We start from the raw sequence: 16,704 nt of genomic DNA on the forward strand, positions 1-16,704 counted from the left end.
CGCGGCCGCCGCCTATCATGGCCCCGCTGCGATTGATCGCTGAGGAGAGAGCATGCTGATGCGGGGGTCAAGAGGGCGTGACGAATTCGACCACCGTCGATGTTTCGGACCTCTTTCGACGATACAAGTTTCCACCGTATGACTGAAGCTGTCATAGCGCAGAAGCCCGCTCCTGTGGGGCTTGGGACGTTCGGGGGGGTGTTCACCCCGTCGATTCTGACGATCCTCGGCGTCATCATGTACCTGCGGTTCGGGTGGGTGGTCGGAAATGCCGGTCTGGCGGGCACCTTGATCATCGTCACGATCGCCACCGGGATCACGTTTCTTACCGGTCTATCGATCTCTCAGATAGCAACCGACCAGCGGATCAAAACTGGTGGCGCCTATTACATGATCAGCCGGGCGCTGGGCATCGAGGTCGGCGGGGCGATCGGTATCCCCTTGTACCTCGCTCAAGCGTTGTCCGTCTCTTTGTACACCATCGGTTTCGCTGAGAGCCTGACCGTGGTCTTTCCCTCGTTCGATCAGCGAATCGTCGCAGCCGTGACGGCGATTGCGGTAACCGCCTTGGCACTGATTTCGGCTCGCACCGCTATCCGGGTGCAGTACTTCATCATGGCCGGGATCGTGATATCTCTGGTGTCGTTCTTCCTCGGCGACCCCCTGCCGGACGCCGCCGTGGCCACCGTCGGCCAACCGACCGCCGGGTTTTGGTTGGTCTTCGCAGTGTTCTTCCCGGCTGTGACCGGCATCATGGCCGGCGTCAACATGAGCGGCGACCTGGTCGACCCGAGGCGTTCGATTCCACGCGGCACCATGGCGGCCATCGGGGTCAGCTACCTCGTCTATATGACCATTCCGTTCGTCCTGTCCCGATCCGCATCCACCGCCGACCTCATCAGCGATCCGCTCATCATGCGCAGAATCGCCATATGGGGCGATGCGATATTGGTCGGTGTCTGGGGTGCGACGTTGTCGAGTGCCGTTGGCAGCATTCTGGGTGCCCCGCGTATCTTGCAGGCGCTGGCTCGCGACAACATCCTCCCCAAACCCCTGCGTTTTGTCGGGAGGGGTTCCGGTCCGTCCGACGAGCCACGCATCGGCACCTATGTTTCGTTGGCTTTGGCCCTCGGAGCCATCGCCCTTGGAGACTTGAACGTTATAGCCCCGATACTCACGATGTTCTTTCTGGCTACCTACGCAGTTGTAAACGTCGTATCAGCCGTGGAACGTTTTCTGCGTTCGCCGTCGTTCCGACCTACCTTCCGGGTGCACTGGGCGCTGTCGGCTCTTGGGGCAGTCGGATGTTCGGCGGTCATGTTTCTCATCAACCCGGTGGCAACGGTGGTGGCGGCCTTCATTGTTCTTGGGATCTATCTCTGGCTTCAGCGTCGCGGCATCAAAACCACCTGGGGCGATGCGCGTGAGGGAGCCTGGCAAGCTTTGATCCGGTGGGGACTCATCAACCTGCGCTCCTCGGGATACGCCAAAACCTGGCGGCCCAACTTCCTCGTGCTGGCCGGCAGTCCCTCCAAACGCTGGTATCTCATCGACCTGGCGAACACCATTTCGCACGACCGGGGAATCCTGAGCGTTGCAACGATCCTTCCCGATCCGGTGACGAGTGAGCGCAAGACCCAGTTGGCCGCCACGATTCGGGACCACCTCGAGGAGAAGAGCGTCGAAGCGCTCGTCCGAGTCGTGTCCGCTCCCACCCCCTACATCGGTGTGGGGTTGCTCGTCGAAGCCTATGGGCTTGGCACGCTGATCCCGAATACGATCATGCTCGGTGACGGTGAGACGACCGGCAACCGCACCGAGTACGCCACGATGCTGTCGAACATCCATCACGCCAACCGCAACATCGTGCTGGTGCGGGCGGTTCCCTCAGAGAGTTTTGGTCGCCGCCAGCGAATCGATGTGTGGCTTCACGGGATACGGGGCAATGGTGCCCTGATGCTGACCCTGTCCCATCTGTTGGCAACCAGCCTGGAGTGGCGCGGGGCTACGGTGACCGTGCGGATGATTGTCGTCAACCCGGGCGGGGCAGAAGAAGCGCGCCAAAACCTATCCGCCCTCATCAAGTCTGCTCGAATCGATGCCGTGGTCGAGATCATCGTGGATCCTCGACCTGCCCCCGAAGTGATTTCGTCCACTTCCCGCACGGCCGACATCGCATTTCTGGGGTTACCTACGCCCGATCCGGCCGACGTGGCCGGATTCGCCGACGTCCTGGATGCCTTGATCCTTCAAACCGAATCCATACCGGCCGTGGCCTTTGTCCTGGCTTCGAAATCGGCTGATCTGGATTTGATTCTTCAGTAGTTCGGAGCGATTGCTCGTCACTACCTGACAGCGAAGGCCAGCTTCATGTTGGCGTGATACTGGATGACCTTGCCGTCTTTCACGCGAGCGGTCATGTTCTGTACCTCGACACCGGTAATGCCCTTGACTGACTCTGCCGCTTTGGCAACCCCGCGCTGGATGGCGTCCTCAAAGCTCACTTCGGAGATCCCGATGACCTCGATGATCTTTACGACGCCCTGGTCGATGAAATCTGACATGCGGACAGTCCTCTCGGTTTGGATGCCTCAGATTAGATGTTTGCGGGGCGAGTGAGACTGAACTGCGTCACGTCGATTCGGCCCGCAAGAAAACCAGCTTCGCAGTAGGACAAGTATGTCTTCCACATTTTCCGAAAGGTTTCGTCAAAGCCGAGCGTAGTGATCTGGAGCCAAGCCGATTCGAATCGCTCCTGCCATTCCTTCAAGGTCCGGGCGTAGTCGAGCCCGAATCGTTCCTCGGTATCCCAGGTCAGGCCGCTCCTCGAGGTGAGATCCTTGAGGACTCGCGGACTCGGAACCATCCCGCCAGGAAAGATGTAGCGGCGGATGAAGTCTTCGTTCGTTCGGTAGGAGTCGTAGAACTCGTCGTTGATGAGTATGACCTGGAGGCCGGCTCGGCCGCCCGGCTTGAGGACCCTGGCGATCGTGTCGAAATAGTCTGGCCACCGTGAGTCGTCGATCGACTCGATCATCTCGATAGAAACCACCCGATCGAACTGGCCCTCGACCTTCGAGTAGTCGAGCAGTTGAACGTCGATCATGCCGTCGAGTTCGGCGACCCGGTTCTTGTCGACGGCGTACCGGGCCTGAGCCTCGGCAATCGTCAACGTTGTCACGTTGCATCCGAGGCTCGCTGCGTACCGAGCCATCCCTCCCCATCCGGTACCGATCTCGAGCACGGATTGACCGGGTTGGAGGTCGGCCATCTCTGCGAGGCGAGCGTATTTCGCCTGCTGGGCGTCTTCGAGTGACAAGTCGTCAGAAGTGCCGGCGAGGCTGAAGCGGGCGGCCGAGTATGTCATGGAGGGGTCTAGCCAGGCTTCATAGAATTCATTGCCGAGGTTGTAGTGATCGACCATCGAGTCAACCGCGACGGTCCGATTGCTGGCTGGCAACCAGGTGCCCATTTTGCGGCCCAGCGCATAGAGGAGCGGATGCCGCTCGGCCCAGTGCTTCTGGTTCAGCGCGGCGAAAAAGAGGAACTCGGTGAGATCGTCCGGCTCGAATTCGCCTGCCATATATGCCTCGACCATGGCATTGGATCCGCCCCACAACACTCTGCGAAGCGAGCCGGCCTTGATGAGGCGCACGGTCGCCTTCGGCCCGAGCTCGGATCCCGTCAAGGCTCCTTTCGAACCGTCGGCGAAGGTCACGTCCAGTGACCCGACCGCTACGCCTGCCCCGAGAATGCGAAGCACCAGTCGATCAATCATCGATGGACCAACGGCATTGAAACATCTGAGGAGGGAGCTTCCGGGCGTCGGTGATAGTCGGCGCCTTTGCGCCAGAGATGGAGAGCCTGCCAGTGGATACCGATCATGACTCTGAACGTAAGCAAGGGATGTGACACGAGCAACCGGACGAGCGTTCCGGTGGTGAGTGGTGCCCGTCGGCCAGACATGACGGCGCTGAAGAGGTGACCGTTCATGTCGGATTCGGAAACCGTTAGTTTCATCAGTTCTCCGGGTGCCGAGAGCGCGAAGCGGTAGCGAGCCCCCATGTCGATAAAGGGGGAGACAAAGAACTGTTTGTCCCATTCGTGTACGACCGGGGACGCGTCGTCGACTGGAAGGAGGTAGCTGTGGTACTCCCCGAACGTGTTGCTTACTTCATAGAGAACGGCCGCCAGGTTCCCGGACGGATCGTCACAAAACCATATGCTGAGTGGGTTGAACGCGTATCCAAACAGGCGAGGCATCGTCAACAAACGAACCCGGCCGATCTCGATTCCTGCGTGGGCGGTCTGGCTGGTGATCCATGCCTTCAAAGAGGATCCGTCCCGGGGCCCATGGTCACCCTGTCGAAAGGAATACACATTTGGTTTGTCGACGGAGAACAGCCGGCTGGCCCCATCGGCGCTGTCGAGGTCGTCGAGGTCGAGCAACATCCAGTACACGCCATAGGAGAACGAGTGTTGCTTGGGCCGGGCGCGTCGGTGGCTGACCTTCCCGACGTAGAGCGAGTTCATAGGTCGGCCGGTTGACGAAGGAGGGCGTCTGCGGCCCCATATCCAGACATCAGACCATCCTCATGAAAGCCGTAGCGGGCATAGGCGCCGCAGTAGTAGGAACGTTTGGTCCCTTGTATGGAAGGCAGTTCAGCTTGTGCCGAAATGGCCGCCCGATCGAACATGGGATGATCGTACTCCCAGGAGCCCAACTGGTGGTCGGGTTCTTCCGACGGGTTGAGCGATACGAACACCGGTACGTCGGTTGTCAGGTTCTGAAGGCGGTTCATCCAATACGTGACGGACGGGAGGTCCCCCTCGTTACCGGTCCTGACGTTCCAACTTGCCCAGGCCCGGCGATGTTTTGGCATGAAGCGCGGATCCGTGTGGAGAACCGCACGGTTCCGGGAGTACGCAAAACTTCCGAGGACCGACTGTTCCTGCGATGTTGATTCGGATCCGAGCAGAGCCAGGGTGGTGTCGGCGTGAGTGGCGAAGATCACCTGGTCGAATCGTTCTGAGCCGGAGCTACTGAGGATCTCGACTCCGGACGAGTCGCGCCGAACGCTGACGACCGGTTCGTCGAGGTGGATATTTTGCGAGAAGGGGGCACTTAGCTTTTCAACGTAGCGTCGACTTCCGCCAGAGACGGTTCGCCACTGCGGGCGATTGCGAAGCTGTACGAGGCCGTGGTTACGGAAGAATCGAGCGAGCGTGGCGGCCGGGTAGTCGGCCATTTCGGCCGCCGGCGTTGACCAGATCGCCGCCCCCATCGGGAGAAGGTACCGTTCACGAAAGGCGCTTGAGTAACCGGCGGTGAGGTCTCCGAGGCGAAGCTCGGGGTCGTCAATGTCGACGGTTTGGATATACCGGTTGAAGCGAAGGATATCTCTGATCATCTGCCAATGACTGATCCGCAACAGGGCTAACGGGGAGGCCGCCATCCCTGCCAGGCTGCCCTCGTATTCGACCGGAGTGCCGGCGATTGCGAACGACATGTTGCTCGGCTCGGTTTCCACGCCGAGTTCGGCGAACAGGGATGTCAGGAGTGGATACGTCTGGGTGTTGTAGACGATGAATCCCGTGTCGACCGCCAGGGAAACCCCGGCGATTTCGACATCGACAGTATGGCTATGCCCGCCGACCCAGTCAGAAGACTCATACAAAGTCAGGTCGACATCATCTTTAAGTCGATGGGCGGCGCCCAACCCTGAGATTCCGGTTCCAACTATTGCTACCCGCATGGGTGATATTCGTTGCGAAGGCCCGGCCGGATTAAGGCTTCAGAACCGTAGGAGCGCCGATCCCCACGTATAACCCGCTCCGAAGGTTGAGAGCGCTACTAGTTGTCCCGTGGAAAGGGCGCCCTCCTTGACGGCAGTATCAATGCCGAGCGGGATGGTGGCCGCGGTGGTGTTCCCGAATCGGGCGATGGTGTTAAACACGCGGGCACCGTCGATTTCGAGCCGTTTGGCGACGGCTTCGTTGATGCGCAGATTGGCTTGATGGAAGAAGAACCATTCGACCTCATCGAGCTTCGCCCCGTTGGCGTCAAGCGCTTCGTAGATGGATTCAGGCATCCGCTTTACGGCGTTCATGAAGACCCGCCGCCCGTCCATGATGGGGAAATGGCGGCCCGCTTCAATGTCCTCAACCGTGATTCGGTGCCCGGCCATTGCTTGCCCAGGGGCCTCGGCCCACAGGCTCTTGGCGCCACGCCCGTCTGAGTGGATATGCGTCGAGTAGATCTGAGAGTCCTCCGGCGAGGGCGCTTCGATCGCCTCCAGCACCATCGCTCCGGCGCCGTCACCAAACAGGATCGAGACATCTCGCCCCCGCGGAGAGATGTCGAGGCCCTTGGAGTGGATTTCGGCACCCACGACGAGAACGGTCTTTGCTTGACCTGCCCGAATGTAGAGATCAGCCATTGACAGCGCATAGATGAAACCCGAGCACTGTTGCCGGACATCAATCGCGGGAATCTCCGGTGCGTGGAGCCTCTGTTGAAGGAAACAGGCCGTTCCCGGAAAGTCATGGTCGGGGCTGATCGTGGCGAGCAGGATCATGTCAAGGTCCTGGGCGGTGATGCCGGCGGTCTCCATGGCCCGTACGGAGGCTTCGAATGCCAGGTCCGAGGTCGTCGTTCGGCCGGTCACCCAGCGTCGTTCCTGGATACCGCTGCGTTGCTCGATCCAGTCGGCGGTAGTGCCAAGCGTATCAGCCAGTTCGAGATTGGATATCACCCGGTCAGGCGTGAACGAACCAGTCCCGGTAATTCGTGATCGCATCTGGTTGACTCTACGCGCCGCGGCCTTTTACATGTAATGGAGTTAGTCGTCGGGAAAGAGCCGCGGTTTGAACAGTCGGTCGTGTTCGCGCAGGGCATATCGGTCGGTCATTCCGGACACGTAGTCGATCGCCTTCGTCAGGTCCGAAGCATCATCGACCTGATAGGTGGCCGGTATCTCGTCAGGGTGACGACCGTAGTAATCGACGAGTTGCGAGATGATTCGAACCGCTCGTTCCCGCTGACCGTTCGTGTCGTGGCGTAGATAGACCCGGTCGAACATGAAATCGCGCAGTTCGTGCATCGCCTCGAGAACGTCGGCTCGCATCGTTACCCGGCCCGCTTCGTTTGACCCGTCCACGACAGCCTCGATCATGGTGCGAATCCAGGCCGATCCCGGCTCGTCACCGAAGACGGTTATCCCTTTGCTGGGAAGATCCTCGAAGCGGATCACCCCTTCGCGCAAGGCGTCCTGGACGTCATGGGTGAGGTAGGCGATTCGGTCGGCGTACCGACAGAGATAGCCCTCCTGGGTTGCCGGAGGAGGGTCGATCTTCCAGGAATGAGCCCGGATGCCGTCAAGGACTTCCCAGGTCAGATTGAGCGGCTCCAGGACCGTCATAATGCGGACCGATTGCTCCGAGTGAAGCCAGGTACCCTCCACATAGGGGGTCAACGCATCCTCACCGGTGTGACCAAACGGGGAGTGCCCTACGTCGTGGCCAAGACAGATGGCTTCGGTTAGGTCTTCGTTCAAGCCCAACGCAGCAGCCATCGACCGACCCGCCTGGGTGACCTGGAGCGTGTGGGTGAGCCTGGTCACAAAGTGGTCACCCTCGGGGTTCATGAAGACCTGGGTCTTGTGTTTGAGGCGTCGGAAGGCCTTGGAGTGGAGGATCCGGTCGCGGTCGCGCTGGAACGCCGTCCGGAACACGTCGGGCTCTTCTTCGACGGCCCGACCTTTCGTTTGAGAACTCAGCGTTGCGGCATTGGCAAGCGTTTGCACTTCACGGGCCTCGCGGTCCTCCCGCGTGAGGCGGAGCATTTCGGGCATCAGACGACCCGTTCTCGAATCCGTGAGCTTAAGTAGTCCATCGAGGCCACGACAATCGCAATAGCGAGCATGTTGACTGAGACCGCGGAGTAGTTGAGTAGTCGGATGTTCTGTTGCAGGACGAACCCGATGCCGCCACCGCCGGCGAACCCGATGATCGTCGACATACGAACGTTGATATCCCAGCGGTAGAGGGTGAAGGCGATGTAGGGCGGCACGATCTGAGGGGCCACCGCGTAGACGATCGTTTGTAGCCGGGTGGCCCCGGTAGCCTTGACCGCCTCAATCGGGCCCTCCGAAATACTTTCGACCTGCTCCGAGTAGAGCTTGGCGAGAGAGGCCACCGTGTGAATGGCCAGCGCCAGGGTGCCGGCGAACGCACCGAGGCCGACCCAGACGACAAAGACAATGACCATGACGAGCGGCTCGATCGAGCGCAGTGAGTTGAAGATGGTTCTGGCCAGGTAGTACGTGACCAATCCGATCTGCACGGTCGATCGGCCCCGGGTACGCACCGCCAGAAGGAGTCCGATAAGTGCTCCCGTCGCCGCAGGCCACCAATACAGGTAGGCGGGATCGGTGATCCGGTATAGCCACCCTATTCCGGTTCCGAGGATGGCAGCGATAACCGCCCCCGAGAGTGCTGCCAGGGGGTAGGTAGCCGATTGCATTGCTGAATCTGGCACCCGACTGCGAATGAAGTTCGTCAGACGTCCTGCCAGGTTGGCGAATACGGCGGCCCCCAGCAACGCCGACAGGAGCGTCGTGATGGCCGTGGCAATCTCTCCGCTCTTCTCGAGAAATCCACCCAGGAACCCAAAACTTCCGAGGGCATTGTCGAGCCATCCGCCCACCTGGACGAATAGTTCGGAGACCAGCAGGATTCCCAACAATCCCGCCACCGCGCCGACAACCGCCACAGCTCCACGTTGACCTCGTTCGGTCGGAGTTGGTGGCTCATCGTCGACGGGCGGGAACGCGAATCGAATCGCCAGCCAGGCGACGACGGGCACCACGATCAAACCGAGTCCGAGCAAGACGCCATTCTCGGTGAGCTGGTCGGCAAGTCGTTGGGCCGTCCGTGACAACACGACGCCAACCACGACCCCCAGAGGTATTGCCAGCAATTGCATGGCAAGTTTGGTGACCGTGGTCGTGATATCTCGCATGAGGTTGCGGGCCGCCAGGAAGCTGAGCGGGATGGCCAGGGCGGTACCGATCGTGGTGGCCAGAAGCGCCAGGAACACGGTCTCGACGATCTTGTCCCAGGTGTCTATCAGCGCTTTGCTGATCCTGGGCGACATTCGAGCATCGCCTGATGGCGAGGTGACTTCGACCGGGGAGAATATTGTCCCGATTCGTTCGTTGGTGACCACCCTGATGAACTGAGCTTGTTCGTTGGCCCGTTCCCGGGTATCGACTTCAACCTGGAAGTTGCCATCGGCATCGGCGATAAATGTCCCGATGTTGAGCTCAAGATCCCCGTCGGGTGGAACCTGGTTGATCGAACCGCGCGCGTTGGGGGCAAAGTCTACGCCGGTGACGAGCAACGTCTCGCCTGGCTCGGCACAAGCTGGCTCGACGATGAGCCGGCGGCCGTCAATGACCTCCGGAGGCTGGTATCCACCGGGGGGACAGGGCAGGAAAATTTCGAACTCGGTGTTGGTGGGTACGCGGTCGTACGTCAGCAATTCGGGTCGGGCGATTTCGCGCAGAACCCGGACGAGCTGACTGCGCCGGGTTTCCGAGCTGATCTCCTTGAGGTTCACGTTCGTTACCTGAAAACCGTACGCGTAGGTGACAATGGATGCGATGATGGCCAGGCCGAGGATGATGGATTGTCGGCGGGTGCGTCGTTTCGGTGTAGAAGCGTTCCCGGCCTTGTCTTTCAGCGGCGGGACGGTGGCAGGAGGCTCATCCGACACGTTCGGCCTCCTTGCCGTAGATCTCCTTGAACTTGGCGTCATCGATGGCCGACGGCGGACCCTCGAAAACGAGCTTTCCATCATTGAGGGCGATGGCTCGACTGGCGTAGCGATGGACGAGGTCGAGGAAATGCAGGCTGCAGAGGACCATTACGTCGTCCTCCTTGTTGATCTTCTCGAGGTACTGCATGATTGAATGGGCCAGCACCGGGTCGAGTGATGCGACGGGCTCGTCGGCGAGAAGCATGCCTGGTTCCTGCATCATGGCCCTGGCGACCCCAACGCGCTGTTGTTGACCGCCGCTCAAGTTGTCAGCCCGTATGTAGGCCTTTTCGGCGAGTCCGACCCGTTCCAGTTGGGCGATGGCTCGATCCTTGTACTGCTGGGGGAAGCGATTGATGACGCTGAGCATCGGGTTGACGTACCCGAGCGATCCGGCCAGGACGTTCGTGATCACCTTGGACCGATCTACCAAATTGAAATGTTGGAAGACCATGCCGATGTTGCGGCGTATGCGGCGCATCTCCTCGGGTCCGGCGGCCGTCACGTCGACCCCGTCCCAGAGAATGGTGCCCTCGGTAGGTTCGATGAGACGGTTGATGCAGCGGAGCAGAGTCGATTTACCAGACCCGGACAAGCCGATAACCGCCAGGAACTGTCCGTCAGGCACTTCAAAGCTGACATCCTCAAGCGCCACTGTCCCGTTGCCATACACCTTGGTGAGGTGTTCTACTTTGAGCATCGCCCTGCCTTATCGAATCGTGGAGAAACAACTGGGGGCGGGACAAGTCCCGCCCCCAGTTAGCCAGTAAGTGATGAGTTGCTACTGATCGGCGAGCAGCGCCTGGATCTTACGGAGACCGTCGTACTCGGAGTCGACGGCTGGCTCGATACCGGTCCATCCATAGAAGTCCTGGTTACCGATTGATTCGTTCCAGGCGTCGGTCCCAGAGAAGGCAACCAGGGCTGCTTCGATCTCGGCCCGCAGGTCGGCAGGGAATTCCGGTCCAAACGACAGCGTGTCGTTGGGAATACCTGGCGAGATGCCGAGAATCCGCACCTTTTGCATGATGTCCGGTGCGTCCGTACGAGCCGAGGCGCGGGCATCAAGCACGCGGTACTCGCCGTCGGTGCCACAGACCAGCTTCGAACCGTCTTCATTTGGTCCGCAAGTGGCAATCACGTCGTCGGGCAATTCAGGAGACATCGTCTCGTCCCAGTTGCCATCGGGCAGCAGGGGTGGGCTGAAGAAGGTCGTTGCAAAGTCGACGTCACCGTTATAGACGGCCAGCGCCGCCTGGGTGTGTCCGCCAGCTTCGATCTGCTCGCCGGGGGTTACGCCGGCCTCGGAGAACATCAAGCTCGGAACCTGGAAACCAGACGTCGAACCAGAGTCGGGGTAGGCCCAGCTCTTGCCTTCGAGATCTTCGATCGTCATGAGATCGCTGTCGCGTGGCACGAGAATCTGAGCCCAGTACACGCCCCATCCAAAGCGGACTGCTTTGAAGGAAACGTCAACGCCGCACAGGGCAGACGCTTCAACATAGGCTGCACCCGGGATGAAACCCATCGTATTGTCCGGAGAGGCACACATCTCTTCGATGGTCGTTGAATAGTCGGTCGGCACAACGACCTCGTAGGTCAGGCCAGTCGCCTCGTTGAGAGCCTGCGCCATCAGTTCGCCACCGGTCACAATAATCGCTGCTTCGGCGGACGGTACGAAGAGAACCTTGATGGGGTTCTCCGGGGTACCCACCGTGGACATCGCTTCGGTGGTGGTGGTCGGGGCCATCGTGGTGGTGGTCTCGGCTTTGGTAGTGGTGGTGGTTTCCGGCGCAGCAGTGGTGGTGTCGGCCGTGTCGGCCCCTCCGCATGCAGTCAGTACAAGCGCCAGCACGACGCTCATAGTTGCCCAGGTACGAGCTTTCATTTGATTTCCCTCGGTCGGGTTATTGGACTGGCATCCGGGGTGGATTCCACCCAGGCGCCGAGATGAGGCTAGCCAGGCGCGGCGCAGGATTCCAGACCGCGAAAACGTTACGGCTTGTGGTTACCGACGAACGCCCGAAACTCTTCCCAGTTCGAGATATCAAATGTTCCAGGAACGGGATGATTCCAGGGTCGGACGTACCGCACCGTTGCCCGATCGGGCCGGTGGTGATGGATGTCGTAGACGTTGTGAGGAGCGTCATCGAGGTAGACATCGCAGTCGACCTGCCACTTATCGTCGAGAATATGGACTTCCCGGGTTGGTAACCGATGCTCGGCGATCCAGGCGTACGTGTCGTGAGTTGCCCAATACGGTTTTGAGGTCAGGATCACAATTGTGTGATCGTCTTTGGCCAGGTCCCACAGTGTCTCAACCGCCCCGTCGTAGGGTTCGAGGTGACGGAACAGAGATGCGCCGTTCAGATAACGAGCCCAATCCCAGAACTGACGCATCGACGGGAAGTGGGTGGCTGCCGGAATCCCGTCCCAGGTGTCAACTACCTCGGGCGTCAGATTGGTGCCGAACTCCTGGTTGTAGAAGGTGATCCACCCGCCGTTGAAGTTGGCGACCACTCCGTCGAGGTCAATACCGAGACGCATGTGTACTTCCAAGGGCCATAGACAAGCGAGGATAGAGCGTCTCGGTTGAAACCAAAGATCGGTCGACGCCGCCGGGTCAGTTGATCCGAACCCAGTCGAGGACCTCCGGCATGCGACGTCTCAGTAACATCGAAGCCAGCTTCAACGCCACAAGATAGATGATCGCGCCGTACAGGACTGATACGGCCGATACCTGCCAGAGCGAAAACCGGGTGGCACCGAATGCTTCGACCAGGGTGAAGGCAACCGCCGGTGGGATCATCAGGAGGCCAATCATGAAAAACGACACCAGCTGAGAAGCGATCGCAAGGCAGCCGTGTTCGCTGGCCTGGGAAAACACATCGGTACCCATGTCCGGCAATCGGAGCGGGGTCAGAACCGAGGCCAGGTTGCCGACCGCCAACTGACAGGCAACCGCGGTGAGGAGAATGGCCGGCATGTAGATCACCCTGGACCATCCGCCAGTGATGGCGGCCAGGGTCACGGTCAGAATGGCGGTCTCAAGGCTTAGGGCAATCATCGTTGCGACGTTCTTTCCGACGAGCATCTGGCGGGGTGTGATCGGGAGGGCGAAGAGATACGAGGCCGCCCGGCGTTCCCATCCGAACTGGTTAAGGGCAACCGGCAGGCCGACGAAGAGCACTGCGCTCGGGGCGGCCAGGACGAGCCACGGGCTGGCGCCGAGACGCTCGAGGCGGGTCTGTCCGAGGAGGAGGGTTGCGCCGAGAATGCCGATGAAGATGACGCCTCCGGTCCAGACCATTCTCATGCGGGGATCGCGCAGATACATGCGTAACTCTTTGCGGACCACGACGGCGGTTGGACCCCATCCGGCGAGATCCGTAAATGGTTTCATGCGAGAAGCGGACTTCGTCGAGGTGGCCTCCGGTTGGGTGATGAGGCGGGTGAGCATCCGGTTCCACACATAGGCAAGACCCACGAGGCTCAGCGCCGACCAAAGCAACAATCCCGCCGTCAAGAGCCATTCCCCACGATCGGCGGCATGGATGGCCGATTGGGCTGCCCCGGGAGGCAGTACCCAAGCCCATGAACTGGCGGGGTGGGCCAGCAGGGCTCCCTCCAGGCCAAGCGAACCGATCTTATCTGCGCCAACGGCCTGGGCGGCATACAGCCCCAGCCCGAGGCCCACAACGAACAACATGGTGAGGTCCCGGCCCCGCCGGCTCTTGATGAGCATGGAAAAGGCGGTCGTGAAGGCCTGTCCGCCCACCACGTAGGAGGTGATGAGCAGAGCGACCGCGATGACCGTGATCGGCGTCAGAACCCAGCCGCTCCACAAGACAAGGTTGACCAAGATGACGAGGACTGGCACCACGATGGGTGGCGTGAGCATGGCTGCTCCAGTGAGGCCGATCATCATCTGCCGGCGCGTCAGCGGCAACGTGGCGAACTTGGCTGGATCGAGGGTCTCGTCAATCGGGAAGATGAGCACTGGCAATGTCGCCCACCCAACCCACCCGACAACCGACAGCCAGATGGCGAATTGGGCAGCGGCGGCCGGATCGAGAGATCGAGTCGTGTCGTAGTAGAACTGGGCGCCGAGGGCAGCGATAACTGTCAGCCCTATCGCGATGACCGGTAGCCCCCAACGGCGTTGCCGGTCGGTACGAAGACCGTTCGCCAGGAGTCGCCACTTCAGCCAGACGAGTTGGCGAGCCATTCAAGACCTTCGGTTTTGTCAGAAGCGCCGACCGCCGCCAGAAAAGCATCCTCGACCGTGCTCGCCTCGTATCGGGCCAGCAGGTCTTGAGGAGTCGCCTCGATGATGAGTTGACCACCGACCATGATTCCGATACGGGTGCACAATCGTTCGACAAGCTCCATCACGTGGGACGAGAAGATGATGGTGGCGCCGCTTTCGGTGTATCGCTGGAGAAGCTGACGGATGAGCCTGGCACTTATCGCATCCACCCCTTCAAATGGTTCATCCAGGAAAAGCACCGGGGGAGCATGAATAACTGCCGCGGCCAGGGCCACCTTCTTGCGCATGCCGCGTGAGTAGTCGCCGATGACGGTCCGTGAGGAATCTTCAAGATCGAGAAGGGCAAGTAGTTCTTGTCGCCGCGAGGCTGCCTGGGCTTTGGGTAGACCGTGAATGGCGGCCGTGAAATCGAGGAGTTCAGCACCGGTCAGTCGCTCGTAGAGATTGAACTCTTCCGGCAGGACACCGATCCGCCGTTTGGCATCGGTGGGATGCTCCCAGGTGTTGATATCGCCGATCCCGGCCGATCCGGAATCGGGTCGCAGTAATCCGACAATCATCTTGATGGTCGTGGTTTTTCCTGCTCCGTTCGGTCCGAGGAGACCATAGAATTCCCCCGGCATTACGGCGAGATCCATCCCATTTACCGCTACCTTGTTTCCGAAACGCCGCGTTAAGCCACGCGCCCAAACCGCTGGTTGTCCGTCCGTCATGGCGACATTCTGGCAGCGTTCCGAGAATGTGCGAGTGCCCCATTCGTTTCTTGGTCCTTTGGACTCGTGGAGATCTGTTCGGGCTACCATCAGCCTCAGTGGAATATCAAGCCCTTTACCGGAAATATCGACCCCAACTCTTCGAAGAGGTGGTCGGCCAGAGTCACGTCACCAATACCCTCGTGAGAGAGATCGCCGAGGGCAAGGTGGCCCACGCTTACCTGTTTGCGGGTCCGCGTGGGACGGGCAAAACCACCTCTGCACGTCTGTTGGCCAAATCGTTGAACTGTCAGAACCCACCGGGAGGCGGCGAACCATGTAACGCCTGTGACTCCTGTTTGGCGATTGTCAACGGGTCGTCGTTTGACGTGACAGAACTCGACGCCGCTTCACATAACTCTGTCGATGACATCCGTGATATCAAGGTGAGTGTCACGACGGTGGCATCGGTTGGCGGAGCCAAGCGCGTGTTCATCCTGGATGAGGCTCACATGCTGTCCAAGGCCGCTTCCAACGCCCTCCTCAAGACGCTCGAGGAACCACCTGAACACGTGCATTTTGTGTTGGCGACGACCGAACCGTACAAACTGCTTGATACGATCAGGTCCCGATCCCAACGCTTCGACTTTCATCCGGTCTCCGTCGAGGCATTGACCGAGCATCTTGCCGGCGTTGCCAAGTTGGAGTCCTATACCGTGGCCGAGGGCGCTCTTCAGTTGGTCGCCCGTCACGCGGCCGGTTCCGTTCGAGACTCGTTGAGCTTGCTGGAACAGGTGGCCGCCCTCGGAGACGGCTCGGTTGATCCAGCCGCCGTCAATCGGGCACTGGGTCTGGCCGATCGTGATGTGTTTGCCCGACTTGCCATAGCCGTTGGCGAACACGATGCCCGGACCGCTCTTGAACTTGTCGCGACACTGGCTGGCAATGGCGTCGATCTGCGGCGGTTCATCTCGGAAGCCATTGCCTTTTTCCGCGGGGTCTTCCTGGCGCACTACGCACCGAATCTGGAAGAGGTGGCAGACGAACCAGCCGATATCCTTGCTGATTGGCGAGCGGTTGCAGCCACCCTTTCGGTTGGCGATGTCATCCGGTCGATGGATGTGCTTTCGGACGGACTCTTGCGGTTGCGCGAAGGACGCGAGGAGCGGCTCATGACCGAGATCACCCTCTTGAAGTTGACCCGGCCCGAGATTGCCGCGGATGTCCCGTCCATACAGGCCCGCCTCGACACCCTTGAGCGGCGGGTTTCGGCTATCGCCCGGCAGGCCCCGACCCTGCCAGTAGACGCCGTTCCGGCTCCTACCCCGCGCCCGAGCGTTCCGGCCGGTTCCCCTCGTTCCAGTCGCGACGCCGAACAGAGCGCCGAGGAACGGACGGCTGAGGCGCCCCCAGGCGTGGTCCCTGCATCATCCAAGCCAGAGATTCTGTCGCCTGAGCCATCCGGTTCTCCGGCTTCGGTGGTGGGCCGCGATGAAGCGCCGACGGGCGACGTCGATCTCGCGGCGTTCAAACGGATCTGGCCGGCCTTATCGGCTCGCATCAAAGACGAACTCGGGAATCGCCGGCATGCCCTGTTCCGCGAGGCGCGCCCGGGGCTGGTTGATGGGGCGACGCTGATAATCCACGTCCCCAGCCATCTTGGCTTTCACCTTGAGCAAATGGTCTCCGACCCACAGTTCGCCGCCGCGGTATCTGCGGAAGCGTCTTCCTTGTTGGGTGGGTCGGTGGCGGCACGGTTTGTCGCTGACAATGCCGACCAGGCTTCTCCAGTGGAGTTGGGGGTCGACGATGACGACGACGAAGAGACTGATAAGGATCGAATGGCCGAAGCCGGCGAGGTTGACGACCCGGTCGGTCTGGTCGAGGACCTTCTCGGTGGCGAGGTCATCGAAGAGTCATAG

14 protein-coding genes are annotated in these 16,704 nt (G+C 60.3%); 2 read left to right on the forward strand and 12 right to left on the reverse strand.

Translation table 11 applies throughout. The annotated features are described in order from the left end of the window. The first annotated feature begins 138 nt into the window (after positions 1-138). Positions 139-2,325, forward strand: a complete 2,187-nt coding sequence (locus JJE47_08815; GenBank protein ID MBK5267522.1) for a Na-K-Cl cotransporter — start codon at positions 139-141, stop codon at positions 2,323-2,325. Positions 2,326-2,345: 20 nt separating this feature from the next. Here JJE47_08815 and JJE47_08820 read toward each other — a convergent pair whose 3' ends face one another. From JJE47_08820 to JJE47_08875, 12 genes are all read right to left on the reverse strand, one after another. Beyond that, the gene (locus tag JJE47_08820; GenBank protein MBK5267523.1) at positions 2,346-2,564 is read right to left on the reverse strand and encodes a dodecin domain-containing protein; all 219 of its coding nucleotides are present in this window, start codon (positions 2,562-2,564) and stop codon (positions 2,346-2,348) included. Positions 2,565-2,596: 32 nt separating this feature from the next. After that, positions 2,597-3,778, reverse strand: a complete 1,182-nt coding sequence (locus JJE47_08825; GenBank protein ID MBK5267524.1) for a class I SAM-dependent methyltransferase — start codon at positions 3,776-3,778, stop codon at positions 2,597-2,599. After that, positions 3,775-4,533: a DUF1365 domain-containing protein gene (locus JJE47_08830; protein ID MBK5267525.1), complete on the reverse strand. Its 759-nt coding sequence runs from the start codon at positions 4,531-4,533 to the stop codon at positions 3,775-3,777. The genes JJE47_08825 and JJE47_08830 overlap by 4 nt, the downstream gene beginning before the upstream one ends. Further along, positions 4,530-5,756: an FAD-dependent oxidoreductase gene (locus JJE47_08835; GenBank protein MBK5267526.1), complete on the reverse strand. Its 1,227-nt coding sequence runs from the start codon at positions 5,754-5,756 to the stop codon at positions 4,530-4,532. Before JJE47_08835 ends, JJE47_08830 begins: the two co-directional genes overlap by 4 nt. 39 nt (positions 5,757-5,795) lie before the next feature. Further along, on the reverse strand, positions 5,796-6,800 hold the full coding sequence (locus tag JJE47_08840) for a ketoacyl-ACP synthase III (GenBank protein ID MBK5267527.1): 1,005 nt from the start codon (positions 6,798-6,800) through the stop codon (positions 5,796-5,798). Between the two features lie 42 nt (positions 6,801-6,842). Further along, the gene (locus JJE47_08845; protein ID MBK5267528.1) at positions 6,843-7,844 is read right to left on the reverse strand and encodes a deoxyguanosinetriphosphate triphosphohydrolase; all 1,002 of its coding nucleotides are present in this window, start codon (positions 7,842-7,844) and stop codon (positions 6,843-6,845) included. Between the two features lie 8 nt (positions 7,845-7,852). Then, complete coding sequence (locus tag JJE47_08850) at positions 7,853-8,986, reverse strand: ABC transporter permease subunit (GenBank protein MBK5267529.1); 1,134 nt, start codon at positions 8,984-8,986, stop codon at positions 7,853-7,855. A gap of 781 nt (positions 8,987-9,767) precedes the next feature. Further along, entirely contained in the window at positions 9,768-10,520 is a 753-nt protein-coding gene (phnC, locus tag JJE47_08855; protein MBK5267530.1) for a phosphonate ABC transporter ATP-binding protein, read from the reverse strand. Positions 10,521-10,601: 81 nt separating this feature from the next. Further along, a complete protein-coding gene (phnD, locus tag JJE47_08860) occupies positions 10,602-11,708 on the reverse strand; it encodes a phosphate/phosphite/phosphonate ABC transporter substrate-binding protein (GenBank protein MBK5267531.1) in 1,107 nt (368 codons plus the stop codon). 107 nt (positions 11,709-11,815) lie between these two features. After that, positions 11,816-12,367 (reverse strand): hypothetical protein, encoded by a 552-nt coding sequence (locus tag JJE47_08865; protein MBK5267532.1) that lies wholly within the window; start codon positions 12,365-12,367, stop codon positions 11,816-11,818. Positions 12,368-12,443: 76 nt separating this feature from the next. Beyond that, a complete protein-coding gene (locus JJE47_08870) occupies positions 12,444-14,048 on the reverse strand; it encodes a hypothetical protein (protein MBK5267533.1) in 1,605 nt (534 codons plus the stop codon). Beyond that, positions 14,024-14,803 carry an ABC transporter ATP-binding protein gene (locus tag JJE47_08875; GenBank protein ID MBK5267534.1) on the reverse strand — a complete coding sequence of 260 codons (780 nt, stop codon included), beginning with the start codon at positions 14,801-14,803 and terminating at the stop codon, positions 14,024-14,026. Before JJE47_08875 ends, JJE47_08870 begins: the two co-directional genes overlap by 25 nt. 98 nt (positions 14,804-14,901) lie before the next feature. Between JJE47_08875 and dnaX the strand changes: the two genes are divergently transcribed. Beyond that, the gene (gene dnaX / locus JJE47_08880) at positions 14,902-16,704 is read left to right on the forward strand and encodes a DNA polymerase III subunit gamma/tau (GenBank protein MBK5267535.1); all 1,803 of its coding nucleotides are present in this window, start codon (positions 14,902-14,904) and stop codon (positions 16,702-16,704) included.

This window comes from Acidimicrobiia bacterium, from assembly GCA_016650365.1.
Lineage (GTDB): Bacteria > Actinomycetota > Acidimicrobiia > Spongiisociales > JAENVV01 > JAENVV01.

What these genes read in the sequence shown, in the direction of transcription:
- JJE47_08815 (MBK5267522.1), top strand. Translation starts at nt 139, where the DNA reads ATGACTGAAGCTGTCATAGCGCAGAAGCCCGCTCCTGTGGGGCTTGGG.
- JJE47_08820 (MBK5267523.1), bottom strand. Translation starts at nt 2,564, where the DNA reads ATGTCAGATTTCATCGACCAGGGCGTCGTAAAGATCATCGAGGTCATC.
- JJE47_08825 (MBK5267524.1), bottom strand. Translation starts at nt 3,778, where the DNA reads ATGATTGATCGACTGGTGCTTCGCATTCTCGGGGCAGGCGTAGCGGTC.
- JJE47_08830 (MBK5267525.1), bottom strand. Translation starts at nt 4,533, where the DNA reads ATGAACTCGCTCTACGTCGGGAAGGTCAGCCACCGACGCGCCCGGCCC.
- JJE47_08835 (MBK5267526.1), bottom strand. Translation starts at nt 5,756, where the DNA reads ATGCGGGTAGCAATAGTTGGAACCGGAATCTCAGGGTTGGGCGCCGCC.
- JJE47_08840 (MBK5267527.1), bottom strand. Translation starts at nt 6,800, where the DNA reads ATGCGATCACGAATTACCGGGACTGGTTCGTTCACGCCTGACCGGGTG.
- JJE47_08845 (MBK5267528.1), bottom strand. Translation starts at nt 7,844, where the DNA reads ATGCTCCGCCTCACGCGGGAGGACCGCGAGGCCCGTGAAGTGCAAACG.
- JJE47_08850 (MBK5267529.1), bottom strand. Translation starts at nt 8,986, where the DNA reads ATGCAATTGCTGGCAATACCTCTGGGGGTCGTGGTTGGCGTCGTGTTG.
- phnC (MBK5267530.1), bottom strand. Translation starts at nt 10,520, where the DNA reads ATGCTCAAAGTAGAACACCTCACCAAGGTGTATGGCAACGGGACAGTG.
- phnD (MBK5267531.1), bottom strand. Translation starts at nt 11,708, where the DNA reads ATGAAAGCTCGTACCTGGGCAACTATGAGCGTCGTGCTGGCGCTTGTA.
- JJE47_08865 (MBK5267532.1), bottom strand. Translation starts at nt 12,367, where the DNA reads ATGCGTCTCGGTATTGACCTCGACGGAGTGGTCGCCAACTTCAACGGC.
- JJE47_08870 (MBK5267533.1), bottom strand. Translation starts at nt 14,048, where the DNA reads ATGGCTCGCCAACTCGTCTGGCTGAAGTGGCGACTCCTGGCGAACGGT.
- JJE47_08875 (MBK5267534.1), bottom strand. Translation starts at nt 14,803, where the DNA reads ATGACGGACGGACAACCAGCGGTTTGGGCGCGTGGCTTAACGCGGCGT.